The organism is Dysgonomonas sp. Marseille-P4677 (genome assembly GCF_016652235.1).
Lineage (GTDB): Bacteria > Bacteroidota > Bacteroidia > Bacteroidales > Dysgonomonadaceae > Dysgonomonas.
In genome coordinates this window covers 19,626-43,387 of the sequence record NZ_JAEPKU010000006.1, presented here as the reverse complement: position 1 = coordinate 43,387, position 23,762 = coordinate 19,626, and the positions used below count along the sequence as shown (strand labels likewise).

Genomic DNA, 23,762 nt, shown 5'->3' with positions numbered 1-23,762 from the left:
CACAATGAATAAAACAGTACAAAACATTGCACTTCGTACCCTGGCAACGCTCCAGGCTAAAATAAATGGTACGCCCTCACTGACTAATCGAAAAGGGAGTTACGCGCCTAAAACAGTACGCAAAGCCATTAGCCAGGCACGGCGAGATATTGAGGACTTGACAAGGGCGCGCACCCTGGCACTAAAAGCGGAAAACCCGAAGCAAATACAGCTCCAGGATATTTTTACCATTATATCAGACGACGCCCACCTGACTTCGCAAATGAATAACCGAAAGGAGCAAACAATCGCGGCGAGTTATGAAATGTTGACGCCTGATAAAAAGACCGACGACCGCCTGACGGGTATAATTAGCGACCTGGAGCTTATACCTGATTTGTTCGGCTATATGTTAGATAGTGAATATTATAATCATTCATTAGTCGAATTATCAGTCGAAGACAACACGCCGAAAATTGAGCTTATACCGCGCCGTAATGTAGTGCCCGACTTTGGGCGCTTTTATCCTGATACCTCGTTCGATAGCTTCCTGGAATACCGAAAGGCTAAAGAGTATAAACGCTGGTTACTGGAGTTTAACTCGGGACATTTGGGTATATTAAATAAAGCCGTACCGCATATTTTATTTAAAAAATTTGCTCAGTCTTGCTGGTCGGAGCTTTGCGAAATTTACGGCATACCGCCCCGCGTAATGAAAACAGACACGCGCGACCCCGATATGCTGGATAATGCCGAGGCAATGATGCGCGACATAGGTGCGGCGGCGTGGTTTATTATCGACACAACGGAGGACTTCGAGTTCGCCCAGGGCGTCAGCACAAACGGCGATGTATATAACAACCTTATACGTCTTTGTAACAACGAAATGAGTATGTTAATTTCGGGGGCGGTTGTAGGGCAAGATACAAAGAACGGCAACGAGTCAAAGGAAAAAATAAGCATGGAAATAACCGACCGACTTGTGCAATCTGATAAGCGTATGATTGAGAACTATATGAATAGCCTTGTTATACCCGCTTTGTATCGCATTGGCTGGATTCCAGCGACAACCTCGAAATTTAAGTTTACAGCCGCCGAGGACATAGACCGACTCTTTGATATGACGGTGCAAATTATGCCACATAAAAAAGTCTCTGACAAATTTATAAAGGAAAAATTCGGCATTGAAGTAGAGGGCGACCGTTACGAAATTGTACAACCTACTGAGCCCACCCAGCCCGAGAAAAAGGATAATGACGGCAAAACCGAGAAAGGCGATAAATTAAATTTTCAGTAGGTGCGGGCACGGCATCACCTGATAAACTGACGTTGCATGAGTATTATAATTGTACGTGCCCCGATTGTGGCGGACATACGGAACGCGTGGCGCTATCGGCGACCGAGAAAGGCAAGCTATTAAAGGCTTTTAATAAAGTGGCTCGCTGGACTTTCGACAATAAGAAAACCAGCATAACACTTGACGACCTGGATAACAAAACCGTGAAAGGGCTGATTAATGAAATAAACAGCGTTTTGCAAGATGCGCTCCAGGCGGGTATCACTTACGAAATACCCGAGGCGATGTTACAGCACTTTAATAAAAATATATATGTGTTTTCGGGGGCTAAAACATACACGGAGTTACGCGAGCTCAGCGACTTGTTAATCGACGACAAAGGCGAGATAAAAAGCTTTTCTAAGTTCTTTAAGGACGTGCGCCAGGTGCATAATGATTATAACAAAGCTTACCTGGAGAGTGAGTATATTTTCGCTCAACAATCGGCGCAAATGGCGAGTAAGTGGGTCGAGTTCGAGCAAGACGGCGACGAATATAATTTACAGTACCGCACCGCTAACGATAGCCGTGTGCGTTATGAGCATGCTGTATTACACGATATAACCTTGCCGCCGAGCGACCCGTTTTGGGCTAAATTCTTTCCGCCGAATGGCTGGCGCTGTCGTTGCAATGCGGTACAAGTCAGAAAAAGCCGTTACCCTCAGTCGGATAGTACAACCGCTAACGACCTGGGCAATAAAGCAACTTATACCGTCGGAGCTGGCGGGGTTAATACCTCCGAAATGTTCCGCTTCAATCCTGGTAAGCAAAACGTTATTTTTCCGCCACATCACCCGTATTTAAAAGATAAAGAGGTAACTAAAATGCTAAACGAATGAGTGATTTTGTAAACAGAATTTTAAAAGATTTGAAAGTCGATTTAACGGAGGCTTTCGACCGAAATTTTGAGCGCAAGGCTTTCTTCAGTGGCGCACCCTGGCAACCTACAAAACGCCCAGTTTCGCGGGGCTCTCTTTTGGTGAGAACGTCGGCAATGCGTAATTCTATAAAGCCAACCATACAAGGCGAAAGCCTGGTTTATAGTTCGTCAAAGCCTTACACGGGCATACATAACGAGGGCGGAACTATCAACATGCCAGCACGTAAGCAAGTGATACACTTTAATAAAAAGGGTCGTTTCAATAAGAACAATAAAAAGGCGTCTTACGCACAAAAAGCAAGTGTGGGGGCTTATACGGTAAAAATGCCGAAACGTCAGTTTATAGGCGATGCACCCGAGGTTACAAAGATTGTAAACGAAGTAACAACCGAACATGTGAAAAGGGAGCTTAAAGATTATATAACTAAATTATTCAATAAGTAATGGATAAACTAATAGAGGCAATACAAGACCGCCTGGAGGCTAAAGTCCCCGAACTAAAATATATTGACGAGGACTGGGGACAAATGGACGATTACGAACGCCCGCCCGTAAAATACCCGTGTGCGCTTATCGAAGTGCAAGACGCCGACTATACCGACGACGGCGAGCTCAGACAACGCGGGCTGGTTATGGTAACTATAAAGCTTTATTTTTTGAGGCTTTCAAATACTTCAAACCGTGCACCACAAACGCAAAAGAATGAAGCGCGCAAAAACTGGGATACTTGCAAAAAAGTAAATCAAACCTTACACGGGCAAGACTTTTTACCGCCTGGCTTTGCAACCCTGGCACGTAAGAAAATGAGCCCACCGATACGCCGCGACGGAATTTATAACCGTAATATTGGTTATGCGGTTGCATTTATTGACGACTCATGTGTCCCAGTAAGAAAAACGACGCCAGCCAGTCCGATAATAAGAGCAGTTATTCAGACCGTATAAAAAAAGTGCATTTTCATTAAAAAAAGATTGATAAAAGTTTGTTATATGCAAACTTTTTATTATATTTGTATATGCTTAAAAACTGCGGGGTCAGCAGGATAAAGTCGACAAACGCTCTATGAAATATTTGATTAACGCAATCCTAGAGATTGCAGAACAAAACCCCGACGGGTTTACAGTTAAGCTTCCAACTTTGGAACATGTAACAAGCGGTTTTATTTGTGCATACGCTGAAACTCAAAACTGCTTTAATGTGGACGGGCTCGAAAAAGTTTTAAAACATGCTTTAGAAAACGGGCAAATAGTCGGGGGCTGGTTTAATACCGAAAACAACCTCTTTTACTTTGATAGTTCAAAAGTATTTGAAACTGAAAGCGAGGCGGTCGAGTTCGGAAAGCAAAACCTACAAATCGCAATCTTTGACCTTAACGAATTAAGAGAAATAAGATTGTAAAACAAAGGGCGGGGCGCAAGCCTCGCCACTTTAAAAGTTAATCAATATTCAAGCGTTTAAACGGTATTTAATCAATGTTTAAAAAACTGGGGGCTCACCAGGATAAAAACGAGAAAAAGAGTATGTATAGATTATACAAAGGTTTTCAAAAAATCGGCGAATTTAGCACTATATCAGAAGCTAAGAAAAACGCACCAAAAGAGGACGGAGTTTATAACTTAATAGGTGACGGCTGGTATCGCGATTCATGGGTGATAATCAACGGCACATATTACAATCAGAGTAACGGTTATGATTAAAGGAATTGAAAAACTTGATTTTCTGACTAAAACGGAGCTTAAAAAAATTGAGCTCTCAGAAACGAATTATAAAAGGTTTTCGCGCATATATTTTGAAGTGCTGGACTACGACCAGGACAAAAAGGAGGTTATCGTTAAAGTTTGGCAAAACGAAAGCGAGGCGGGTAAATACTTAACCAGTGGCGAGCTTATCTCCAGGATAAAAGAGGCTTTTAACTTTTTACCTGACGGTGTCTCGTTATATGTTCGTCCTATTCCTTACGAAAAAAGCAAGCTATTAAGCTATAATATTGAGGACGTGCGGGCGGATATGGAAAAATACAGCTTGCAACAAAAAGACCTCGTTAAGCTCCTGGATATTGACAAAGCAAGTATAAATATTTTGCTCAATGGAGGGCGTGAGCTCACGAAGTATCAAAAAGCAATGTTTTACTACTTTTTTGAGTACATGAAACTTAAATAACGAAAGCCTCGCAAATGCGGGGCTTTTTTATTTAATCAGTATTTAATTTAATAGTTCTGGGAAATCCTCCAAAAATCTTTTAGCAAGAGCATCCGCTCCTTTTTCGGTTGGGTGTACTTTGTCTGTTTGATTTAAGAAACCATCAAACCAGTTGCCCGCATCATCCGATACAGCCAAAGAAAAATCTATATATCTGTAACCGCTCGCACGTACATACGTGTTTATCTCTGTTTTATCCCGTGTTGGTACTGAGGGTATCGTTATAAGTATAGGCTCAGCGCCGCTCTTTTCTATTAGTGTAATCGCTTGCTCTGTTATTGACTTCCATGTAGCAAACGAGTTGTCATTCATACCTGACCCCCAAATAACATATCGGGGTTTCGAGAATCTAACAGCTTCCTTAAGAAGTGCGTATAAATCATAACAATTGCCTCCCGAGAAATTACTTGTCATAAAGCTTTGTACACCTTTTTTAATATATAAATTACCTGCAATTCTTTCGACACTTGATGCACCGCCATAACTATCAGCTATATATAGTATATCTTTAGTGCAATCTGTTTTAGCATCAAAACTAAGACTTGCAACTGTATAAGTCCCATTAAGACTCTCTACAAATATACCGTCATTTCCTATAAATAGGTCTGTAACAAGAGAGAAACTTTCATTATTTGAAGTTAAATTAATAGTTGTTTGATTGTATTTTTGAGATATATCAATATTTAAGTTTTTATCTATTTTTATTCCATGTAAAATGGTTTTTACTAAAGAAGTAGGATTTGTTACTGTATAGACATATATATTTATTGAATCAATTTCTACATAAGAACCTTGATAAATATCTCGACCTTTTCCAATTCTAATACGTCCGTTTGATTCAAATGTTAACTTACAAGAAATATCCCACAAGTGATTGCACATAACTAAAGGTAATTCTACTTTTTCTCCCTCTTTAACTGTTTTACTCTCCAATATTAATGGAAAATTTGTTGTTATAGAAGGGGTGTCTGTGGATGGGCTAACTGTATTCTTGTGTGAGCATGAATTTAATAGCCCTACCAAAATAAAATATACAAAAATGATTAAATTTTTTCTCACTGGTATTTTTATTAAAAAAACATTTCTATTTAATGAGAATCAAAGATATAAATATTTATTCAAAAGAAAAAAAGCCCCAGCGATGCAATGAGCACGCCGAGGCTTTCAGTTAATCAAATTGTAATACCATTTGCCCACACTGGGCGTCTTGTAATTCTTTCTCTATGTTCATGCTCATATATCGCCAAAACGTGCGCTCTCCCATAGGATAAATATTGTTGACTTGCTGGCGGTATGCCTGAGCTTTAGAGCGGCTTTGGTTGCCTGGTTCATAAAGTTTCATTGTCATTTCTTGTACTATTTTTGCTCGTTTTATGACGTTCATTCTGCGGCTTTGCGCACGTTTTTTTGATATACTTTGCATAAGTCCCAAAAATTTAGTTTATCTTTGTAATTACCAGCTACAAAGCTCTTAATCGTTTCCAGGACGTTAGGGGCTTTTATTTTTTTGGAAAAACGTCTCCTATCGCTTTATATACTTGCCAAAAGCCCGAAAGCTCATTCTTTGCACTGGTCGGGGCGAGAATTAAATAAAAGCCCGCCACGCGCACCAATTTTGACAAATAGTATAACACCAAGCCCAACACATAAAAAGTGAGCATATAAAGCGCCGAGGCTATCCAGCGCAAAATATCTAATGCTATTTGTTTACCTTTTTTCATTCTTCCAGGGTTTTATATGATTTATCATTTTACCTAAACTTATTATATAGCAATACACAAACGGAGCACCCAGCTTTGTATCTCCCAGCCCCTCGCTTATTCCCAAACATTCAAATACAGCGCGAGGGCATCTGTTACCGTAACCGTTAATAAGCTCTACATACTTGAATTTTTTAAACGTCCCGTCCTTATTCTTTAACCGACTGTTATAGTGAGGTTTTATCTCCCTATATTCTTCGGGCTTTTCACCGCTCACGCATTTATCAAACCATTTGCCCTTTATAGGGAGGCGTAGCGTTTCGTTATCTGTAATATTCATTCTTTTATTATTTTTAGATATGATACTTTCGCGGCATCGCCTGTTATCACTTGCACCAGCTTACCGCCTTTAAATACTCTGAGCCGCTTAAGGCTCGAATTATAAGAAAATGATATATCTTTCATTCTGTTATCGGTTCGTTAGGCGTCCAGCGTATAATAATATCAGCTTTCAGCTCGCCCGCACCTTTGCACCTTTGGCAATCGTTTATTATAAACTCACCAGCCGCCGAGCCGTGATATCCTTTTGCGGTTTTAAAGTTGCCCACGCCTTTACACGCTGGGCACTTCTTAACGACCTGGATAACCTCGGGTGCGTTGTCCCAGTTGAGCGGGTCGGGCGTTATTTGTATCAATGAAATTAAATCGCTCATTTATTACCTTTTTTTAATTGTTTCTCTAACTTTTCAAAATGTTTAGTCATTCGCTCAGGAGTCATATTACCGCCTTTGTCTTGAAACTGACTACTCACGCTCATACTTGCACCCGTCGCGCATCTGTCGGCGAAATATTCACGAAACCAGCTCATTACTTTAGGCATATCCAGCGATTCGTAAAACTCGCCATACTCGCCCGTTTTGGCTTTTCTGAATATTACATGTATATCGGCACGGTAAGACTATAATACTCGGCGACAATCTCGCGGGCTATGTTATCGACCTGGGCGTCCCTGGCGGGCGTTTTAAGTTCACGTTTTCGCATAAGTCGATTAAATGCAGTTTGATAATAGCCTCTATCTTTGCGTTGCCATAGTCGCGTCGTAAAACGGCTAAACTGGGGTATTTATCGCGGTTACTCTCAGCTACCAGCAAAGCGTCGTTAATCGTTCTCACTTGCACCAGGTCGCGCCCCAATACGTCAGGTTGTAAGGTCGTTAAGGACACGGGCTTTGTAGTCGTCTGTAATTCCTGTTTTCTTTCCGCCATTTTTCCTTATACTCGCTACTATTTCGTTAAACTTGTTATTTATCACCGTGAGAGAGAAAGCATTTTGTTTATACCAGTCAGGTAAATAATAGATAAGGACATTAAACGAGTCCAGTTTTTCGAGGTCGTCTTGTACATTTTCTATTTTACCTATCTTATTTATTATTGAGGCTAAAGCTTTGCCGTCTTTTGCCTCGAAAGAATAATCGAAACTAGTATGTTTTTTGTATGCTTCCAGGAACGTGTCGCGACACTGGGCAAAGAGTGTTGTTTCTTTCTCTTTGCTTTGGCGCTCATAAGCTACGCCCAAAGAGGCTGCGAGCGCTTCGCGTAGTTGCTCTTTGCTCGCCTTTGGGCTTTTTAGGGTTTTGAGTTGCTGGTCGCGTGTCATTCGGTTGTCTCTTTTTTAAGCTCAATATAAAACGCCTCGTCTTGTACCACTTCGACGCCGACCTTTTCAAGTAATGGAGCGACCGCCTCGTCGTTACGGTCGGCGAGTAGCTTATCTTTCGCGGGCTCGTCAACGGTGCGGACGTAACCAGGTAGGAACTCTTTTAATAGGTTAGTAACCGCCGCCCAGGTAAAGCCCTTTTTATTCTTAAGTTTTGGCGTGCCGATACGAAAACCGATAACACCGTGCGAAAGCTCCAGGCTCTTTTTCTTTGAGAACTGGGTCTCTTTGTTTTCCAGGGCGAAAGCTTGCACCAAGTCGAAAGCCTCGCTTTTCTCAGCCTCCAGCTTCGCCAGCTCGTCGGCTTTCTCGTCGCGTAACTTTGTGAACTTGACGTCCAGGTCGGCGTTAATCTTTACGATACTGGCGTCAGCCTTTGCGTAGGCTGTTAACGCTTCATTCATTTGCGACTCTGAAATGTTTGTCAAAACTGTTTTTTTTACTCTCTTTGCCATATCTATACTATTTTTAAATTATATGTTCGGGTTTACTGTAATCTACTGAGGGGCTTTCGCCAGTCATTCGGCAACGGTCTATTTTTAGTGCATTGTACCGATGTACCAGCGTGTCCCATTCTTTCATCGTTTTAGCCTCCAGGAGTGCCACTTCTAAGCGGTCGAGCTCCTTATCCAGTTCTTTAAAAGTCATATATCAATCGTTTTTAATAATTCGTTTACGCTTGCCTGTAAATCTTTATTTCTAAATCGGTTATATAAATCTTTTAAAGTCGGCAAGGCTATATCGTTAAACCTGGTAACTTTCGCCCCTTTGCACGCAACGGCTTTTACATAGTCCATTGTCGGTTTGTAGCCCCGCCCCTCCAGGTTTGAGAAAATCGCCGCTATCAGTTTTTTGCGGGCTTTATCCAGTCGGTCGTCGGCTTGCTGTTTTTGCGTCCTGGGCGATAGCTCGGCGCGCATCTTTCTGTATTTGGTCGGATATTTCTCGAAAAGCTCCTTTAAGCTCTCAGTCTTGCCGCCTGAGTAATCGAATATTATACCCTCTTTTATCACCTCGTCGTAACCTTGCCCCCAGCCGTCAACTGTTTTGAGGTACGCGAAAAACCAGGCGTGCGGGTTAGCTGTTTTTGTTGCTGCTTTCATATCAATGTTTTTTAATTATTCGACTACCGCCCAATACTCGTCGGCTTTCTCTTTCCAAATATTGAAGTACCCCAGCTCGCCGAAATAGCGACCTTGTGATATTGCCCTGTGTCTATCGCAAAATATTTTTAGCGATGCTTCGCGATAAACTTGTGTCGCTGGTTGTTTGTCAGGCAAGCCGTTAGGCAATACATGACATACAAAAATTATCAGCTTGTTAGGAAATAGTTCTCGAAGTTCTTCTACTTGTTTAGCCGAAATACCGCTTTTCTGTATGGTATCTATCACTATTACATCGTTGCGGGTATTGGTTATTTCTTCTTTAAGCTCTTTATATCCAATCAATGAGTTAATCATTACAATATTTTTCGCAACCTCTTCGAGCCCTACTCTGCGTATAGTATCTTGCATAGTGCGGCTTTGTTGCTCTTCAAAATTGTAAAAACGAACTCTCATACCGAGCAAGGCAAGTGCTTTGATTAATTGCACTACAAAGCTTGTCTTGCCGTTTGTTGGACGACCGCCAACATACCATATACCGCCTTTCTCAGGACGCCCGAAAGCAAGTAGCCACTCGCCCGTAAATTCGATTACATCGAACGTCATACTTAGAAAATTGGTTATAGACGTAGCCCTTTGCCTTGTTGCCTTTTTTGCCATAGTTTAAATGCTCTTTAAATGGGGTTTAATTATAAATCGAATAGTTTGCGGAATAAGTCCTCAGTCAATGGAGCGCCCATTCTGTCGGCTTCCTGTAAGGCATACTCCAGGTAGTCGTTTAGTTCGCCGTAATTGTCAGCCAAAGAGATAAGTAATGTTTTGAGGTCTTCGTCGTCTAATTGCTCAAAAAATGGACTAAATCTCTTTTTCTTTTCTTCTGATTTTATGCGACGTATGCCAGCTTTGACGCGGCGGCAAAATTGCGGTATGCCCTCTACATTATCTTCTTTTAATTTATCCAGCTTTTCTTCAAGCTGTGGCGTTCCTATCAACACGATAGGACAAATACCTCTAAAAGCATCATAAAGAGCCTTAAGCATTTTAAGGGCTGGTATTGTTAAATTTTCCGCCTCGTCGATTATAAAAATCAACTTCGCCCCGCCCATTTTAAGGACGTTTAAGCGGTTTGCTATTCTTTTCAGCTTACTAACATTGCTACCAGTAGCCGCGACCCCTACAAGCTCGCAAAGCTCGTCTATAATATCTCTTAATTTGTGCAAGCTACTAACGGTTATGCCGTAACTGTGAGCTGGGTAATTCATCATAAAGTCGTCAAATGAGAATGTTTTACCGCACCCCGTTTCGCCTATAAGCGTTTTACCGCGACCGCTTACTTTAGCGTCCAGCATTTCGGTTGTAAGCTGTATATACTCGGGGGTCTCCTTTAGCTCCCAGTAAGAGCGTTTAAATGTATAGCCGATAGCTTTAGCCACTTTCTCGAAATAACTGTCTTTTATTTCAGTTTTGCCGATTGTAAACTCGCCTCTGAGCATGGCGTTTATGTAGCTCACATTTATTTTTATAGTTTGAGCAAGTGGGTCTTGGCTCAATCCTTTGTCGGCGGCGTAGGCTTTCAAAGCCTCAATTATTGCTTTTTTTGTTTCTTTGTTCATAATATCTTAGTTTATTGATGTTTGTAATAATTCTCGTCTTGCCTTATAAAAATCTTCTTGCTCCAATGAGCTTTCTTTCTCTATTTTCTTGCTGGCTTTCTTTATAGCTCGCTGGGCGGTTTTCTTTTGTTCTTCGAGGGCTGTCATATTGCTAACCTCTTTTTGTAACTCGCCGATGTCTATTTTGCCTTTCTTCGCTTTGCTGGTATTCACACCCTTAAGAGGGGCAACGCTGAGCCCGTGTTGGTTCGGGTGCATATTGTTTTCAGCCAGTAACTCGTTTCGCTCACGCTCGTTATCTATGCGCATTTGTTTATTTTGAAAGTCAATTTTGCGGATGAAACTAAGGTCGGCGCTTGTTTGGTTTTGCATTGCGCCCTCAATATGTATAAATGGCTGTGCCATAGTCACAAATCGCATACCCGAGGCGTCCTTTTCATAAAGCGATACGATACTCATATCGTCAGGGCAATATCTTGTATAAAATTTGCGACCTATATTTTTGCGGTAAAAGTCCATATCGGGCATGCCTTCAGAGGTTAGCACCTCATAGGCATATTTTACTTTCTTAACTTCTATTTGTAAGCCTCCAGCTCTGTAAGTGGCGGGGTCTTTTGTGGTAACCCCGAAAATAGAAATCATATCCAACCAATCAACGGCTTGCGTTTCTTCGTTTACGCTGGTGCGGTACATTTCGTTGCGGGCTATTCCTGTTTTTGGGTGAGGTGCGTTATTCCATTCTTCACGGCGTTTTGCGTACTGGGCTTTTACTTCGTCCAGTGTCGGCAAATTTCCACGCTTAATATTTTCGAGTGTAAATTCGTCATTACCTCGGCTTTCCTTTTTCTTCGCTGTTATATTTTGCCCCGTGAAATACCAGTCTTTATGTAAAAATTGAGATTGAAAACGGTTAAATGCTGATTCTATTGTTTTTGATTTTCCGTTATATGGGGCGGTATTAACAGCATGACGGGCTAAATTTTTCAACAAATCGGAGCTTTCGAGCTTTTTATGCCCGCCCTGGTTGTCATATTTCAGCTCATAAGGTTTGTGTCCCGCCCTCTGTATAGCCATTTTGTAAGCAAAATACTGAGCCTCATAATCTTCTGTCGGGCTGATATGGTAACCCAAAAACACTTCACTGTATGCGTCCATAACCTCATATACATTGCATGTTTTTGTTTTCCCGTTTTCGTCCTGGTAATAGTAGTTTAACTTCGTACCGTCCGAGTACCACAGAGTATCGCGGCGGGTTAATTGCTTGCGTCTGTGCTGACGTCCAAACTTTTCTTTTGCCGATAGCTCGCCAAATCTTGCAGCGTGCCACAACGGCTCTATTTCGGGTCTGTATAGGTAATCGCGCACCGCTTTAGTGCTTTTCAATTTCTTCCAGCCTCTCTTTTCAGCCTCGCAGTTATATTCGGCGAAAAGTTGCTCCAGGGTTACAATATCTATCGACCTGGTAGACCAGCGCGACACGAGCCATTTTCCCGCTTTTTCGGTTATTTTTACGGAGTATGTATTCGCAAATCGTTGACTAACAAGGCTGATATAGCCGTCTCTTATATATTCCTGTAACTTTTCTTGTAGACGACGCGGGTTTTTAGGTAGGTCGTGAGTTATTTTGTCATCTTTAAGCGTCAAAAGCTTTTGAGTTGCTAAAGCCGCATTTTTCCAAAACTCACCCGTAAGCGGTCGTTTGCTTTTGCTACGGCTCGCCATTACGTGTTTGTCCCATGCCAGCTTTAAAGCATCCAGTACCGCCGCATTATTTACATACAATTCTTGCGTTTCTTCGGGCAAGTTCTCTATACGGTCTGTATATTCAATAGTATGAAGTTTGAAAAAGCTAACAGCCTCAGACTTAATTTCTATATTCTTAAGTAAGCCCTCTTTTTCGGCTTCGACCTTTGGGTCGCCGAAACGTTCTTGCGCCAGCTTTTTATATTTTGGGGGCAAGCTGTCAAAGGCTATTAATGTGGGGTTACCCTCACCGCCGCCATTGCGAACAATCTTTAATTTTTTGCGATAGTTCAGAGAGTTTAATGTACCCTCAGGCATTATTCCGTTAGGGTTGCTTTCTGATATAATCAAAGTGCTACGACTAATACACACTATACCGTTATATGTTTCCATATTCTAAACTTTATTCTTTTTGCACCCGCCCAGGGCTCGAACCTGGGGCGCTTGCCTATCGGGTAAATGGGGTTATCATTTTTATTGCTTCTTTTTCGCTAAGAGTACATGGAGCGCCGCAATAATGTTTCTTTGTAGGGTTGTAGGGGATAAATACGAAGTTGTCGCCACTCATTCCATAAAAGACAACCGCCTGGCTTATACCCCCGTTATTGCAGTTGTAGACCGCCGATAAATCAAAGGATATTCTTTTCATAGCAGATAATTTTTTATTGCTGACATGCGCGAGCGGTCAATTTCAATATTTGGATTAATAGGAAAGCCGCGTTTTAGATTTTTGTTTATTGCTATTTCTGAAATTTTGGCTTTGAATGGTGAGCCGAGATTATCAACTTTTTCAAGTTTCTTTATTTCGTATTCGTCAAATGTATTTTGAGTTCTTACAAAGCTTATGAGCTTAGCCCATAATGCACGGCGGCGGGTATCGAAATATTTAAAAGGAGCTTTGTCGCTTCTGATACGGTTTTTTTGTGCTTCGCGCACTTCTATATATCCGTCGCAACAATCCATTAAGTCTGTACAATTTGCGGCGATTGTGTAAGCTGATAATTTTTTCATACTAATTAAGGTTTTAAGATTTCTAATATTTTACTTGCATCCGACTGTATGCAATCGGCTAAATAGCTTCGTGTATTTCCTTTTTCACCCCTCAATACTTGCCCTACATACTGAGGTGAGCATTTATACTTGCGTGCAAGTGCTGTTTTCGGCAAGTCTTTTAGCTCCGTTTCTGTTAATACTTCTTTTTGTTTCATTTTCTCAACTTTTATATTTATTTGTATATCTTTGTTTCGATTACAATACAAATATACGTCAAAATTTAGACCATCAAAATAAAATGGATAAAATTTTTGCCCCTATAAAAGGGAGGGTATTAGAATATATTGATTATAAGGATATTACAAAAGAATCTTTTTATAAAGAATCAGGGGTTACAGCATCTAATTTCAAAGGAAAAGGAATAGAGAGCGAATTGGGAGGTGATAAGATAGCCAAAATATTGTCCTTGTATGATGATTTGAACGCTGAATGGCTTTTGACTGGTAACGGCGATATGATTAAAAAGCCAAACACAAAAGTTATTGAAGCTTTAAAAAACAAAGTTGTAGACAAAGAAGAAACTCGCCCCCGTGTACCATATAGCGCCGCCGCTGGGTCTCTATCGGTTGTTATGGATGGTGTAACAGCAAACCAATGCGAGCAAATGCCATTAATAAAGGCTTTTGCGCGCTACGATTTCACAATATTAGCTTATGGGGATAGTATGTTGCCTGAATATCATTCGGGCGACGAGTTAGCATGCTTATATATAAAAAACACCTCTTTTGTTCAGTGGGGGCGTTGTCACGTATTAGATACAGCACAGGGAATTATCGTTAAACGTATCTTTGATAATGGCGAGTTTATACGTTGTGTATCTGATAATGAATATTATAAAGAATTTAAAATACACAAATCAGAGGTATATAGTATTTCTTTAGTGATAGGTATGCTAAGGAGATATTAGTACAAATATTGTTATATATATACCATCTACATTAATAAGAGGTTAATTTATTCATTACAAGACAATTAATAACAGAAAAATATTTACTTTTTATGTTCTTAGGGGGTATATTAGACGCGTTTTATATTGTTTTATAGGCCTTTTATAGGTGTTAGCATACTATCAATAACGGTTATTGAATAAACTTTTGAATAAACATTCGCATAAACAATATGTACATTTTGACTTTCGGACACTGCAATAATCCACAATACAAGCCATTAATTTAAACCTCATTTAATAGCTATTTATATCGAAGTTCAACACGCACAACGGGCGATATAAGACGAAATAACGCCGTTTTAGCCACTTTATGCCCCTATCTATACCCTCAATACAAAAAAAGAGGCTATAAAGCCCCTTAATTCACCCAGCACTTAACAGCCAGTTAACATACAATTCACATCTTGCACGTTTAGTTTTTATTCCACATATCAAGCATTGTAAACCTAAACCCTTTATACATAATATTTTTACACCTTTTTATGATATTCGCCTTTTGCACTTTTTGTTTTTACCCCCTTATAAGTACAACTATACTGCAAAATTCCGCAGAAAATTTTAAATCAATCAAATACGCCCTCCCTTTTTCCAAGACTTGCTATAGTAAGGCTCATCTAAGTGATTTACTACAACACCCTGAGAGGTAGATGCATGAATAAAGAAGCCATCCTTGAGATATATGCCTACATGACTTATTTTTCCTCTATTCTTTGACGTAGCAAAAAACACGAGATCTCCTGTCTGCAATTGCTTTTTTGAGACATGTTTCATCTTCATTCTAGCCAAATCAGAAGTCGACCTTGGTATTTTTTTGTTATATACTTTTTGATACATCAAATAAGCAAATCCTGAACAATCAAGCCCTTTGCGTGATAAACCCGCATGGCGATAAGGAACACCTAACCATTGTGAAACCTCGGCATAAAGAGGCATATTATAATCGTCCCCTTTATTAAGATTACTTAGTTCGATTCCTAATTTTTCTGACAATTCAGCAACCTCTTTGGGGTCATACAACAGACCACTTTGCAACTTCTTACTTCCACAAGAAGTTGTTAAGAAAATCACAGATAGTGATAAGATAAAGATTCTGATTATAAGTCTAAGCATAAACAATTGGATTATCTCGCATAAAGATAATCAATAAGAAAAAGAAAAGCGATTCTTGTTTCCAAAAACCGCTTTTCAATATATAAATAAAGAGATAGATTAATTATTTCTTCGTGCCGGAAAATGTTATTGCGAGATCAGGAATATCGATATCTTTTACATCTATTTTAAGATCAAGCTTATTGTTATTCACAGAACCTTCTACTGTAACATTAGCTTCCATTTCTAATAAATTATTGATTTTTATTGTAATCTTTTCCGTCGATTTTTCTATTTTATAAGTATCCCCCGTTTTAGAAACAGGAACACTTTTAATCTCAATTCCTGTTACAACTAATGACGTTGTCTCACTTGTCGGAATAGTCAATGAGGATAAAGATATTTTTGCACGATTTGTAGTTCCAGAACTAGCTATCGAAATATCTTGCTTGCCAGATATCATATCCGGAATAATTAAATCACCATTATATGTTCCTGATATCTGAGATACATAGTCATCTGCGACCGCATCATCGTCATCATCACCACAAGCTGTAAAGGTTAGCATGCTCAATGAAAAAACCATTGTCAAAAAATAAATAATTCTTTTACTCATAAGAAATGTTTTTGAGGTTAATAAATATTTTACCTTTCTTAGATATTCAAAATGTAATTTTAGATTCGTCTAATTGTTAAAGATACATTTCTTCTGATATTTCACGCTTCTTTTTCGCTTTAATTTATCTACGTCTAACAAAATATTAACAAAAATTAATCCATTAAATACTTATCTATATGTTGTGCAGTCTTCCGCCCGGAAGCAATACTGGTCACCACTAAAGACTGCCCACTCACACAATCTCCTGCTCCAAATACTTTAGCTACATTCGTCGCACGGTTTATATCCGTAAGCACATTATGACGTATCTCGTCAGTCTTTATAGCCAGTTCTTTTAGTAAACCTTCCTGTATAGGATGAACAAAACCAAGAGCCAAGAAGACTAGATCTACTTTATGTATCTCAGGCTTGCCTACTTCCTTCATAATATGCTTACCACTCTCGTCTTGCTCCCATGCAACCTCAACGAGCTCAACGGCTGTCAACTTGCCATTTTCACCAATAAACCGCTTAGTATTTAATGACCAGCGTCGTTCACAACCTTCCAAATGGGATGAAGATGTTTTCAGAACTACAGGAAACGGATTAGGCCAAGGATTTTCTATATCTTCAAGCTTTGCAGGCCTTGGCAATATCTCAATTTGCATCACACTTGCTGCCCCCTGACGGTTTGCTGTTCCGATACAATCGGAACCCGTATCACCTCCCCCAATTACAAGGACATGCTTTCCTTTTGCATCGATAAACTGATCGGTGGGCACTTCTTCCTTAGCGATCATCTTATTTTGTGCTGTTAGATATTCCATCGCATAATAAACACCTTTAAGTTCTCGCCCTTCAACCGGTAGATTACGTGGAACTTGTGAACCAATGGCAACACATACTGCATCATATTCTTTAAGTATATCTTTCCCTTTTATATCTTTCCCTATTTCAGCGTTCACTATAAATTTAACTCCCTCTGCCTCCATCAGTTTCAGACGGCGATCTATAATATTCTTATTCAGTTTAAAATCGGGGATACCAAATCGTAATAAACCTCCAATATGAGAATTCTTTTCATATACTGTTACATCATGTCCTTTCTGATTCAGTTGATTTGCTACTGCAAGACCAGAAGGGCCTGAACCAATAACAGCCACCTTCTTACCTGTACGATAGACCGGTACTTTAGGCTGAATAAAACCTTCGTTAAAAGCATGCTCCAATGCAGAAGCCTCATTTTCACGAATTGTTACAGGTGCTCGATGTATCGATAATACACATGACTTTTCGCATGGAGCAGGACATATCCGCCCTGTAAATTCAGGAAAGTCGTTCGTCTGCATCAAAACCTCTGCAGCCAACTTCCAGTTTCCTTTGTAAATATATTCCTGAAATTCGGGCATCTTATTTCCAAGCGGACACCCCCAATGACAAAAAGGAATACCACAATCCATACAACGTGATGCCTGTTCACGTCTGTCTTCTGTATTTAGAGTTTGCTCTACTTCACCAAAATCTAGGATGCGTTCCTGAATCGGACGGTATCCTGCGTCTTTTCTCTTGACTGTTAAAAATGCTTTTGGATTTCCCATGATTCATTCCTCCTTAATAATCAAATTCTACTTGTGCTATTTTTTGTTTTATAGCTTCTAATTTTTCATCCTGCAATACTTTCTTATACTCGATAGGTGTTACTTTCATAAATCTTTCGACTTCGGTATGCCAATTATCGAGAATATATTTAGCCAGAGGACTGTTTGTATAATTATAATGGTTTGTTATCAAGCGACGAAGCTCTTTACTATCGTAAGTATCTTCAATCAATGATAGTTCAACCATCTGCATATTGCAAAAATAATCGAAGTCACCGTCTACATTGTACACGTAAGCAACCCCTCCGCTCATACCGGCAGCAAAGTTACGTCCCGTTTTTCCCAGAACCACAGTACGCCCCCCTGTCATATATTCACAGCAGTGGTCGCCTGCTCCTTCTACAACAGCAATAGCTCCACTGTTACGCACACAGAAACGTTCGCCAACCCGTCCATTAATATAAATCTCACCAGATGTAGCACCGTAAAGTAAGGTATTACCTGCAATAATATTATCGTGAGGCTTGAATACCGAAACAGCCGGCGGAACAATAATTATCTTACCTCCCGACAAGCCTTTACCTACATAATCGTTAGCATCACCTTCAAGCCTGAATGTTACACCATGTGCAAGGAAAGCTCCGAAACTCTGTCCGGCAGAACCTTGGAATGTACATTGAATAGTATCTGCCGGAAGTCCTGCATTACCATATTTTTTAGCGATCTCACCTGAGAGCATCGCTCCTACTGTACGATCAGTATTTTTGATTGTACGGGATATTTCGACAGGCATAGCTTTATCGATAGCCAGACGCGATGTTGTTATCAGCTTTGAATCCAAGGTATCGTCCAACTTATGTTCTTGATTTTTGATATGGTGAATGGCATTCTCCTTGGCTTCTGTAGGGAAATATATCAGACGAGATAAATCGATCTTATTGATTTTCTTATTCACATCGCTCTTCACATATTTCAAAAGATCGGCACGACCAACAATCTCATCCAGTGACTTGAAACCTAAAGCTGCCAAATGCTCACGTACCTCTTCGGCCAAGAAATTAAAATAATTGATCAAATATTCGCTGCGGCCGATAAATTTCTTTCTCAGTTCTTCATTCTGAGTAGCAACTCCTACCGGACAGGTATTAAGGTGACACTTACGCATCATTATACAGCCCAATACAATCAGGGCACTTGTCGCAAATCCGAATTCTTCAGCACCAAGCATAGCAGCCACAATAATATCATGTCCGGTTTTTAACTGACCATCAGTCTGAAGATATACCTGACCACGCAAATTATTCAGCACCAATGTTTGTTGAACTTCGGCCAAACCAATCTCCAACGGTAATCCGGCATGCTTTATTGAGCTAGCCGGGCTTGCTCCTGTACCTCCTTCGCATCCGCTGATAACAATGCGATCCGCTTTAGCTTTAGCCACTCCGGCTGCAACTGTACCTACTCCACTCTCGGAGACAAGTTTTACACTTATCTGAGCCTTTGGATTCACATTTCTCAGATCAAAGATCAACTGTGCTAAATCTTCGATAGAATAAATATCGTGATGTGGAGGTGGGGATATCAACGATATACCAGGTATAGAATGACGAGTTTTTGCGATTATATTATCAACCTTAAAGCCCGGTAACTGTCCTCCTTCTCCTGGTTTTGCACCTTGAGCTATTTTAATTTGAAGTTCATCTGCATTTACTAAATACTCGGTAGTTACCCCGAAACGGCCGGAAGCAACCTGTTTGATCGCTGAACGTGCATTTGTAGCAAAACGCTCAGGCAATTCGCCACCTTCGCCTGTATTACTCTTGCCTCCGATAGCATTCATAGCTACAGCCATAGCTTCATGGGCTTCACGGCTGATAGATCCAAATGACATCGCACCCGTAACAAAACGTTTTGTGATGGCAGATACAGGTTCTACTTCTGAAATATCGATCGGTTTCTTTGCCTGATCAAAATCCAGAAAATCCCGTAAGAATATTTTTTCAGGTTTCTTGTCTATCGATTCGGTATACTCTCTAAACTTCTTATAACTACCTAAACGTGTAGCCATTTGAAGGTTCATTATTGTTTCGGGATTCCATGCATGATACTCACCATTTCGTCTCCACGCATAAATTCCCTGACTTATAAGTGAAGGATCAACAAAATCATCCTCAAAGGCTTCATAATATGCCTCGATAGTATCACTGGCAATATCGTTCAGGTCTACACCTTCTATCTTAGATGTGGTTCCTTTAAAGTATTTATTTATTACACCGGAACCAATACCCACAGCTTCGAATATCTGAGCACCTATATAACTCTTGAGCGTAGAGATACCCATTTTTGACATGGTTTTTAATAAACCTTTATTAATGGCCTTCACATAGTTTTTCATAGCGGTATGAAAATCGAGATGTATATCTCCTTTCTTAACCAACTCTTCAATAACCGCCAAAGCCAAATAAGGGTTCACTGCGTTTGCTCCATAGCCAAACAATAATGCAAAGTGCATTACTTCACGCGGCTCGGCCGACTCTACAACTATATCTATCTGCATACGTTTACGACGTTCTATCAGATAATGATGGACTGCCGAGACGGCAAGCAAACATGGTATTGCCGCATTATCAGCATCCACGCCTCTATCACTCAGTATTATATAGTTATTACCGTTATCTACCGCTTTTTCTGCGTTCTTACATAATTCATCTATAGCTTTTTCCAACCCTGCCCCTCCTTTTTTAGGATCGAAAAGCATCGGTAATACCTCACACTTGAATCCTTTGTATTGCAGGTGTATGAGTAAATCTAACTCTCTGTTCGACAAAAACGGATTAGACAATCCTACCATTTTTGTATGCTCCGGCATTGGTTCTAATATATTCTTATGCAGCGAACCTATATATCCTGCCAACGACATTACCAATTCTTCACGGATTGGGTCGATAGGGGGATTGGTTACTTGAGCAAACAATTGTCGAAAATAAGTAAACAAACGTTGCGGTTTGTTAGACAAAACGGCAACAGGTGTATCATTACCCATCGACGCAGTAGGCTCTTTACCTTCAGCTGCCATTGGAGTAAGGATTTTTTCTATATCTTCTTTATAGTAGCCAAATACTTTTAGCATTTTGGCATAGTTATCCACATTATACTTCGGCGTCCTACCTGAAGATATATCATCTAGCGAAATACGGTTTTTAGATAACCATTCACGATATGGGTATGCTTTTGCCAAATTTTCTTTCAACTCCGCATCATACTGTATAGTACCTGCTTCGGTATCTACCATTAACATTTTTCCCGGACGAAGACGACCTTTCTCTTTTATCTCGGATGGCTCGAACGGTAATACTCCCATTTCGGATGCAACAACCATAATATCGTTATGCGTCATCAAATAACGAGCTGGACGCAAACCATTACGATCGAGTAATCCTCCTGCATAACGCCCATCAGAGCATAATAAAGTTGCCGGACCATCCCATGGTTCCATAAATAAGCTATGATACTCATAAAATGCTTTCAGATCGTTCGATATCGGATTTTTGTCATTCCATGACTCGGGAACCATCATTGCCATAGCGTGTGGTAGCGATTTACCTGACATAACAAGAAATTCCAATACATTATCGAACGAAGCGCTATCGCTCATATGTGGCTGAACTATTGGCCACAGATCATTTATATTTCCTAACAGATCTGATTTCAAAACACTTTCGCGTGCTTCCATCCACAAACGGTTTCCCTTAATCGTATTGATCTCACCATTATGAGCCACCATACGGAAAGGATGAGCCAAATCCCACGTAGGGAATGTATTGGTGCTGAAACGTGAGTGTACAAGAGCGATTGCACTTGTAAGATGCGGATTCAATAAGTCCGGATAATAATGCCGTAGTTGTTCAGAAGATAACATTCCTTTATATATGATACGCTTTGTAGATAAGCTCACGATATAAAAAGCTCTTTTGGTCTCTATTGAGAAAACTTTAGAGTTGAATATTTCTCTTTCTATCTTCTTACGAAGTAAATAGAGCCTATGTTCCAACTCATCTTGCGACATACCTTCTTCTCCTACTACAAAAATCTGCTTAACGGATGGTTCATTAGAAAGAGCCATTTCGCCAAGTATATCACTATTAACAGGTACTTCGCGCACTGCCAAAAGCTTCAATCCTTCCTTATCGATATATTGAGTGAGTGTAATCATACAAGACTCTGCCTCTGATTCACCTTTTGGCAAAAAGACCAATCCAGTTCCGTAATGACCTTTTTCAGGGACAGGAATTCCTTGAAGTAATATAAACTCGTGTGGTACCTGTAACATAATACCAGCACCATCTCCAGTTTTATTGTCTGCATTTTCCGCTCCACGATGAGTCATGTTCTCCAACACACGAAGTCCATTCTCTACTATAGAGTGAGATTTTGTTCCTTTCAGATGAAGAACCATTCCCACTCCACATGCGTCGTGCTCATAAGCCGGATCATATAATCCGTGCTGTATTGCTGATTTTAAATCCTGCATAGTTATTAGTTGATATAAAATTGAATGATAACCGGGGCCTCATTAAAAAAACCCAACTGTCAAAAGTACATATTTTTAGCGAATAAAATCTCTTTTTGATTATAAAAATAACTTTTTAAGTAAATAAAATAGATTTACATCATTTTATTTAACAAAAAGAAGGATAACTAATACTACTACAGGATTAAAACATAAGAAACAGTTATATACTAAAGGAAATAATAACCTATAAAAAATGTCTATATCTAACCAAATAAAATAGCTCCAATCTGTAAGAGATTGGAGCTATTTCCTATATATAAAAAGTTATATCAACTTGGCTTTTGTACTTCCTCTATTATTTCCATTCCTTTCATAATAGCCTGCTCATTCATCGGTAATAACTTATGATGACGTTCCGGTAAAGATTTTTTCAATCCAAGCATTACATTATCCAACTTTACCATTGGTGACACCTGCAACAATCCGCCTAACACTATCATATTGACAGCTTTATTATTTTGCATCATTGTAGCAGTATCTATAGCTTCTATTTTATAGATATGTATATCTTTTCTTGTAGGCGGATGCTGAAATCCATTCGGATCATATATCAATATTCCTCCGGGTTTTACATGTGGCTCGAATTTCTCTAAGGAAGGCTGATTAAGTATTATGGCAATATCATATTCATTCACTATAGGTGAACTGATGGGGTCATCGCTCAATATAACAGTTACATTAGCTGTTCCTCCACGCTGTTCAGGCCCATAAGACGGAAACCAAGATACTTCTTTATTTTCCATCAATCCCGAATAAGCTAATATTTTACCCATCGACAAAACACCTTGTCCTCCAAAACCAGCTATTACTATTTCTTGTGTCATGCTTCTCTCTTTTAGATATTTTTCAGATCACCCATAGGATATACAGGGAACATATGTTCTACCATCCAGTCATTTGCTCCGGCAGGTGTCATCTTCCAACCGGCATTACAAGTTGATACGATCTCAACAATAGATGTACCCTTGTCCTCCATCGAATTTTCAAATGCTTTTCTAATCATCCGCTTAGCCTTCTTTACCGACGCTGCTGTATGAACACTCTGACGAGTGGCTAAGCAAACTCCGGGCAATTGAGCTAATAAATCCGTTATTTTGAGAGGATAACCATTTTCATAAACATCGCGTCCATTAGGTGTGGTAGAAGTCTTCATTTCAAGAAGGGTTGTCGGAGCCATTTGTCCTCCGGTCATACCATATATACCATTATTAATAAAAATAATAGCTATATTTTCACCTCTGTTAGCAGCATGTATTGTCTCGGCAGTACCGATGGCAGCCAAGTCTCCATCTCCCTGATAAGTAAATACCATTTTATCGGGATTGAGCCTCTTAACGGCAGTAGCTACAGCCGGGGCGCGTCCGTGCGCAGCCTCCTGCCAATCCACGTCCAAGTAATTGTATGCAAATACAGCACAACCAACCGGTGCGATAGCTATTGTTTTTTCGGTAATTCCCATTTCATCGATAATCTCGGCAATGATCTTATGTACAACTCCATGCGAGCAACCCGGACAGTAATGCATATCTGTATCATTCATCAATACAGGCTTTGCATATACCAGATTTGCGGGATCTATAATATTTGTACTCATAATTTTAAAACTTTGAATTTCACATAACCGACTACTGTT

30 protein-coding genes are annotated in these 23,762 nt (G+C 40.0%); 8 read left to right on the top strand and 22 right to left on the bottom strand.

The genetic code is table 11. From position 1 onward, the window contains the following. Positions 1-4 precede the first annotated feature (4 nt). The 7 genes from JGH11_RS02720 (at position 5) to JGH11_RS02690 (ending at position 4,355) form a co-directional block, all read left to right on the top strand. Entirely contained in the window at positions 5-1,276 is a 1,272-nt protein-coding gene (locus JGH11_RS02720) for a DUF935 family protein (RefSeq protein ID WP_201110033.1), read from the top strand. An 86-nt stretch (positions 1,277-1,362) separates the two neighbouring features. Further along, positions 1,363-2,154, top strand: a complete 792-nt coding sequence (locus JGH11_RS02715) for a phage minor head protein (RefSeq protein ID WP_201110032.1) — start codon at positions 1,363-1,365, stop codon at positions 2,152-2,154. Beyond that, entirely contained in the window at positions 2,151-2,639 is a 489-nt protein-coding gene (locus tag JGH11_RS02710; protein WP_201110031.1) for a phage virion morphogenesis protein, read from the top strand. Before JGH11_RS02715 ends, JGH11_RS02710 begins: the two co-directional genes overlap by 4 nt. Next, on the top strand, positions 2,639-3,139 hold the full coding sequence (locus JGH11_RS02705) for a hypothetical protein (RefSeq protein ID WP_201110030.1): 501 nt from the start codon (positions 2,639-2,641) through the stop codon (positions 3,137-3,139). The genes JGH11_RS02710 and JGH11_RS02705 overlap by 1 nt, the downstream gene beginning before the upstream one ends. A 118-nt stretch (positions 3,140-3,257) precedes the next feature. Then, a complete protein-coding gene (locus tag JGH11_RS02700) occupies positions 3,258-3,593 on the top strand; it encodes a hypothetical protein (protein WP_201110029.1) in 336 nt (111 codons plus the stop codon). A 74-nt stretch (positions 3,594-3,667) separates the two neighbouring features. Next, on the top strand, positions 3,668-3,892 hold the full coding sequence (locus JGH11_RS02695) for a hypothetical protein (protein WP_201110063.1): 225 nt from the start codon (positions 3,668-3,670) through the stop codon (positions 3,890-3,892). Beyond that, positions 3,885-4,355, top strand: coding sequence for a hypothetical protein (locus tag JGH11_RS02690; protein WP_201110028.1), 471 nt, complete (start codon positions 3,885-3,887; stop codon positions 4,353-4,355). The genes JGH11_RS02695 and JGH11_RS02690 overlap by 8 nt, the downstream gene beginning before the upstream one ends. Before the next feature lie 42 nt (positions 4,356-4,397). Here JGH11_RS02690 and JGH11_RS02685 read toward each other — a convergent pair whose 3' ends face one another. The 16 genes from JGH11_RS02685 to JGH11_RS02615 form a co-directional block, all read right to left on the bottom strand. After that, positions 4,398-5,453, bottom strand: coding sequence for a hypothetical protein (locus JGH11_RS02685; RefSeq protein WP_201110027.1), 1,056 nt, complete (start codon positions 5,451-5,453; stop codon positions 4,398-4,400). Positions 5,454-5,562: 109 nt separating this feature from the next. Further along, on the bottom strand, positions 5,563-5,817 hold the full coding sequence (locus tag JGH11_RS02680; protein ID WP_201110026.1) for a hypothetical protein: 255 nt from the start codon (positions 5,815-5,817) through the stop codon (positions 5,563-5,565). Positions 5,818-5,893: 76 nt separating this feature from the next. Next, positions 5,894-6,115 (bottom strand): hypothetical protein, encoded by a 222-nt coding sequence (locus JGH11_RS02675; RefSeq protein ID WP_201110025.1) that lies wholly within the window; start codon positions 6,113-6,115, stop codon positions 5,894-5,896. Next, positions 6,102-6,434 (bottom strand): hypothetical protein, encoded by a 333-nt coding sequence (locus tag JGH11_RS02670; RefSeq protein WP_201110024.1) that lies wholly within the window; start codon positions 6,432-6,434, stop codon positions 6,102-6,104. Before JGH11_RS02670 ends, JGH11_RS02675 begins: the two co-directional genes overlap by 14 nt. After that, a complete protein-coding gene (locus JGH11_RS20440; RefSeq protein WP_255561538.1) occupies positions 6,431-6,559 on the bottom strand; it encodes a hypothetical protein in 129 nt (42 codons plus the stop codon). The genes JGH11_RS02670 and JGH11_RS20440 overlap by 4 nt, the downstream gene beginning before the upstream one ends. Next, positions 6,556-6,702: a hypothetical protein gene (locus JGH11_RS02665; protein WP_201110023.1), complete on the bottom strand. Its 147-nt coding sequence runs from the start codon at positions 6,700-6,702 to the stop codon at positions 6,556-6,558. The genes JGH11_RS20440 and JGH11_RS02665 overlap by 4 nt, the downstream gene beginning before the upstream one ends. 101 nt (positions 6,703-6,803) lie before the next feature. Continuing rightward, on the bottom strand, positions 6,804-6,962 hold the full coding sequence (locus tag JGH11_RS02660) for a hypothetical protein (RefSeq protein WP_201110022.1): 159 nt from the start codon (positions 6,960-6,962) through the stop codon (positions 6,804-6,806). A 329-nt stretch (positions 6,963-7,291) separates the two neighbouring features. Continuing rightward, on the bottom strand, positions 7,292-7,750 hold the full coding sequence (locus tag JGH11_RS02655; protein ID WP_201110021.1) for a hypothetical protein: 459 nt from the start codon (positions 7,748-7,750) through the stop codon (positions 7,292-7,294). Continuing rightward, a complete protein-coding gene (locus JGH11_RS02650) occupies positions 7,747-8,265 on the bottom strand; it encodes a host-nuclease inhibitor Gam family protein (RefSeq protein WP_201110020.1) in 519 nt (172 codons plus the stop codon). The genes JGH11_RS02655 and JGH11_RS02650 overlap by 4 nt, the downstream gene beginning before the upstream one ends. Positions 8,266-8,454: 189 nt before the next feature. After that, positions 8,455-8,913 carry a hypothetical protein gene (locus tag JGH11_RS02645; RefSeq protein WP_201110019.1) on the bottom strand — a complete coding sequence of 153 codons (459 nt, stop codon included), beginning with the start codon at positions 8,911-8,913 and terminating at the stop codon, positions 8,455-8,457. 15 nt (positions 8,914-8,928) lie between these two features. Further along, positions 8,929-9,573 carry an ATP-dependent serine protease gene (locus JGH11_RS02640; RefSeq protein ID WP_201110018.1) on the bottom strand — a complete coding sequence of 215 codons (645 nt, stop codon included), beginning with the start codon at positions 9,571-9,573 and terminating at the stop codon, positions 8,929-8,931. A 29-nt stretch (positions 9,574-9,602) separates the two neighbouring features. Further along, on the bottom strand, positions 9,603-10,490 hold the full coding sequence (locus tag JGH11_RS02635; protein WP_201110017.1) for an AAA family ATPase: 888 nt from the start codon (positions 10,488-10,490) through the stop codon (positions 9,603-9,605). Positions 10,491-10,532: 42 nt separating this feature from the next. Then, a complete protein-coding gene (locus JGH11_RS02630; RefSeq protein WP_201110016.1) occupies positions 10,533-12,662 on the bottom strand; it encodes a kinase in 2,130 nt (709 codons plus the stop codon). 55 nt (positions 12,663-12,717) lie between these two features. Continuing rightward, complete coding sequence (locus JGH11_RS02625; RefSeq protein WP_201110015.1) at positions 12,718-12,918, bottom strand: hypothetical protein; 201 nt, start codon at positions 12,916-12,918, stop codon at positions 12,718-12,720. After that, positions 12,915-13,280 carry a hypothetical protein gene (locus JGH11_RS02620; protein ID WP_201110014.1) on the bottom strand — a complete coding sequence of 122 codons (366 nt, stop codon included), beginning with the start codon at positions 13,278-13,280 and terminating at the stop codon, positions 12,915-12,917. The genes JGH11_RS02625 and JGH11_RS02620 overlap by 4 nt, the downstream gene beginning before the upstream one ends. 5 nt (positions 13,281-13,285) lie before the next feature. Next, positions 13,286-13,477, bottom strand: coding sequence for a hypothetical protein (locus JGH11_RS02615; protein WP_201110013.1), 192 nt, complete (start codon positions 13,475-13,477; stop codon positions 13,286-13,288). Positions 13,478-13,560: 83 nt separating this feature from the next. On the opposite strand from JGH11_RS02615, the gene JGH11_RS02610 reads away from it, so the two are divergent. After that, positions 13,561-14,229 carry a helix-turn-helix transcriptional regulator gene (locus JGH11_RS02610; RefSeq protein WP_201110012.1) on the top strand — a complete coding sequence of 223 codons (669 nt, stop codon included), beginning with the start codon at positions 13,561-13,563 and terminating at the stop codon, positions 14,227-14,229. Positions 14,230-14,838: 609 nt separating this feature from the next. Here JGH11_RS02610 and JGH11_RS02605 read toward each other — a convergent pair. The 6 genes from JGH11_RS02605 to JGH11_RS02580 form a co-directional block, all read right to left on the bottom strand. Then, a complete protein-coding gene (locus JGH11_RS02605) occupies positions 14,839-15,381 on the bottom strand; it encodes a C40 family peptidase (protein WP_201110011.1) in 543 nt (180 codons plus the stop codon). Positions 15,382-15,484: 103 nt separating this feature from the next. After that, complete coding sequence (locus tag JGH11_RS02600; protein ID WP_201110010.1) at positions 15,485-15,976, bottom strand: calycin-like domain-containing protein; 492 nt, start codon at positions 15,974-15,976, stop codon at positions 15,485-15,487. A 155-nt stretch (positions 15,977-16,131) separates the two neighbouring features. Next, on the bottom strand, positions 16,132-17,556 hold the full coding sequence (locus JGH11_RS02595) for a glutamate synthase subunit beta (protein ID WP_201110009.1): 1,425 nt from the start codon (positions 17,554-17,556) through the stop codon (positions 16,132-16,134). A gap of 13 nt (positions 17,557-17,569) precedes the next feature. Beyond that, positions 17,570-22,087 (bottom strand): glutamate synthase large subunit, encoded by a 4,518-nt coding sequence (gene gltB / locus JGH11_RS02590; RefSeq protein ID WP_201110008.1) that lies wholly within the window; start codon positions 22,085-22,087, stop codon positions 17,570-17,572. 311 nt (positions 22,088-22,398) lie between these two features. Continuing rightward, the gene (locus tag JGH11_RS02585) at positions 22,399-22,953 is read right to left on the bottom strand and encodes a 2-oxoacid:acceptor oxidoreductase family protein (RefSeq protein WP_201110007.1); all 555 of its coding nucleotides are present in this window, start codon (positions 22,951-22,953) and stop codon (positions 22,399-22,401) included. 11 nt (positions 22,954-22,964) lie between these two features. Then, on the bottom strand, positions 22,965-23,723 hold the full coding sequence (locus JGH11_RS02580) for a thiamine pyrophosphate-dependent enzyme (protein ID WP_201110006.1): 759 nt from the start codon (positions 23,721-23,723) through the stop codon (positions 22,965-22,967). Between the last annotated feature and the right edge of the window lie 39 nt (positions 23,724-23,762).

Excerpts from the sequence above, each read along its gene's own strand:
- JGH11_RS02610 (WP_201110012.1), top strand. The coding sequence starts at position 13,561 with ATGGATAAAATTTTTGCCCCTATAAAAGGGAGGGTATTAGAATATATT.
- JGH11_RS02595 (WP_201110009.1), bottom strand. The coding sequence starts at position 17,556 with ATGGGAAATCCAAAAGCATTTTTAACAGTCAAGAGAAAAGACGCAGGA.
- JGH11_RS02580 (WP_201110006.1), bottom strand. The coding sequence starts at position 23,723 with ATGAGTACAAATATTATAGATCCCGCAAATCTGGTATATGCAAAGCCT.
- JGH11_RS02680 (WP_201110026.1), bottom strand. The coding sequence starts at position 5,817 with ATGCAAAGTATATCAAAAAAACGTGCGCAAAGCCGCAGAATGAACGTC.
- JGH11_RS02695 (WP_201110063.1), top strand. The coding sequence starts at position 3,668 with ATGTTTAAAAAACTGGGGGCTCACCAGGATAAAAACGAGAAAAAGAGT.
- JGH11_RS02585 (WP_201110007.1), bottom strand. The coding sequence starts at position 22,953 with ATGACACAAGAAATAGTAATAGCTGGTTTTGGAGGACAAGGTGTTTTG.
- gltB (WP_201110008.1), bottom strand. The coding sequence starts at position 22,087 with ATGCAGGATTTAAAATCAGCAATACAGCACGGATTATATGATCCGGCT.
- JGH11_RS02720 (WP_201110033.1), top strand. The coding sequence starts at position 5 with ATGAATAAAACAGTACAAAACATTGCACTTCGTACCCTGGCAACGCTC.
- JGH11_RS02625 (WP_201110015.1), bottom strand. The coding sequence starts at position 12,918 with ATGAAAAGAATATCCTTTGATTTATCGGCGGTCTACAACTGCAATAAC.
- JGH11_RS02615 (WP_201110013.1), bottom strand. The coding sequence starts at position 13,477 with ATGAAACAAAAAGAAGTATTAACAGAAACGGAGCTAAAAGACTTGCCG.
- JGH11_RS02630 (WP_201110016.1), bottom strand. The coding sequence starts at position 12,662 with ATGGAAACATATAACGGTATAGTGTGTATTAGTCGTAGCACTTTGATT.
- JGH11_RS02645 (WP_201110019.1), bottom strand. The coding sequence starts at position 8,913 with ATGAAAGCAGCAACAAAAACAGCTAACCCGCACGCCTGGTTTTTCGCG.
- JGH11_RS02620 (WP_201110014.1), bottom strand. The coding sequence starts at position 13,280 with ATGAAAAAATTATCAGCTTACACAATCGCCGCAAATTGTACAGACTTA.
- JGH11_RS02710 (WP_201110031.1), top strand. The coding sequence starts at position 2,151 with ATGAGTGATTTTGTAAACAGAATTTTAAAAGATTTGAAAGTCGATTTA.
- JGH11_RS02600 (WP_201110010.1), bottom strand. The coding sequence starts at position 15,976 with ATGAGTAAAAGAATTATTTATTTTTTGACAATGGTTTTTTCATTGAGC.
- JGH11_RS02700 (WP_201110029.1), top strand. The coding sequence starts at position 3,258 with ATGAAATATTTGATTAACGCAATCCTAGAGATTGCAGAACAAAACCCC.
- JGH11_RS02655 (WP_201110021.1), bottom strand. The coding sequence starts at position 7,750 with ATGACACGCGACCAGCAACTCAAAACCCTAAAAAGCCCAAAGGCGAGC.
- JGH11_RS02640 (WP_201110018.1), bottom strand. The coding sequence starts at position 9,573 with ATGGCAAAAAAGGCAACAAGGCAAAGGGCTACGTCTATAACCAATTTT.
- JGH11_RS02675 (WP_201110025.1), bottom strand. The coding sequence starts at position 6,115 with ATGAAAAAAGGTAAACAAATAGCATTAGATATTTTGCGCTGGATAGCC.
- JGH11_RS02670 (WP_201110024.1), bottom strand. The coding sequence starts at position 6,434 with ATGAATATTACAGATAACGAAACGCTACGCCTCCCTATAAAGGGCAAA.
- JGH11_RS02705 (WP_201110030.1), top strand. The coding sequence starts at position 2,639 with ATGGATAAACTAATAGAGGCAATACAAGACCGCCTGGAGGCTAAAGTC.
- JGH11_RS02690 (WP_201110028.1), top strand. The coding sequence starts at position 3,885 with ATGATTAAAGGAATTGAAAAACTTGATTTTCTGACTAAAACGGAGCTT.
- JGH11_RS02605 (WP_201110011.1), bottom strand. The coding sequence starts at position 15,381 with ATGCTTAGACTTATAATCAGAATCTTTATCTTATCACTATCTGTGATT.
- JGH11_RS02660 (WP_201110022.1), bottom strand. The coding sequence starts at position 6,962 with ATGAGCTGGTTTCGTGAATATTTCGCCGACAGATGCGCGACGGGTGCA.
- JGH11_RS02650 (WP_201110020.1), bottom strand. The coding sequence starts at position 8,265 with ATGGCAAAGAGAGTAAAAAAAACAGTTTTGACAAACATTTCAGAGTCG.
- JGH11_RS20440 (WP_255561538.1), bottom strand. The coding sequence starts at position 6,559 with ATGAAAGATATATCATTTTCTTATAATTCGAGCCTTAAGCGGCTCAGA.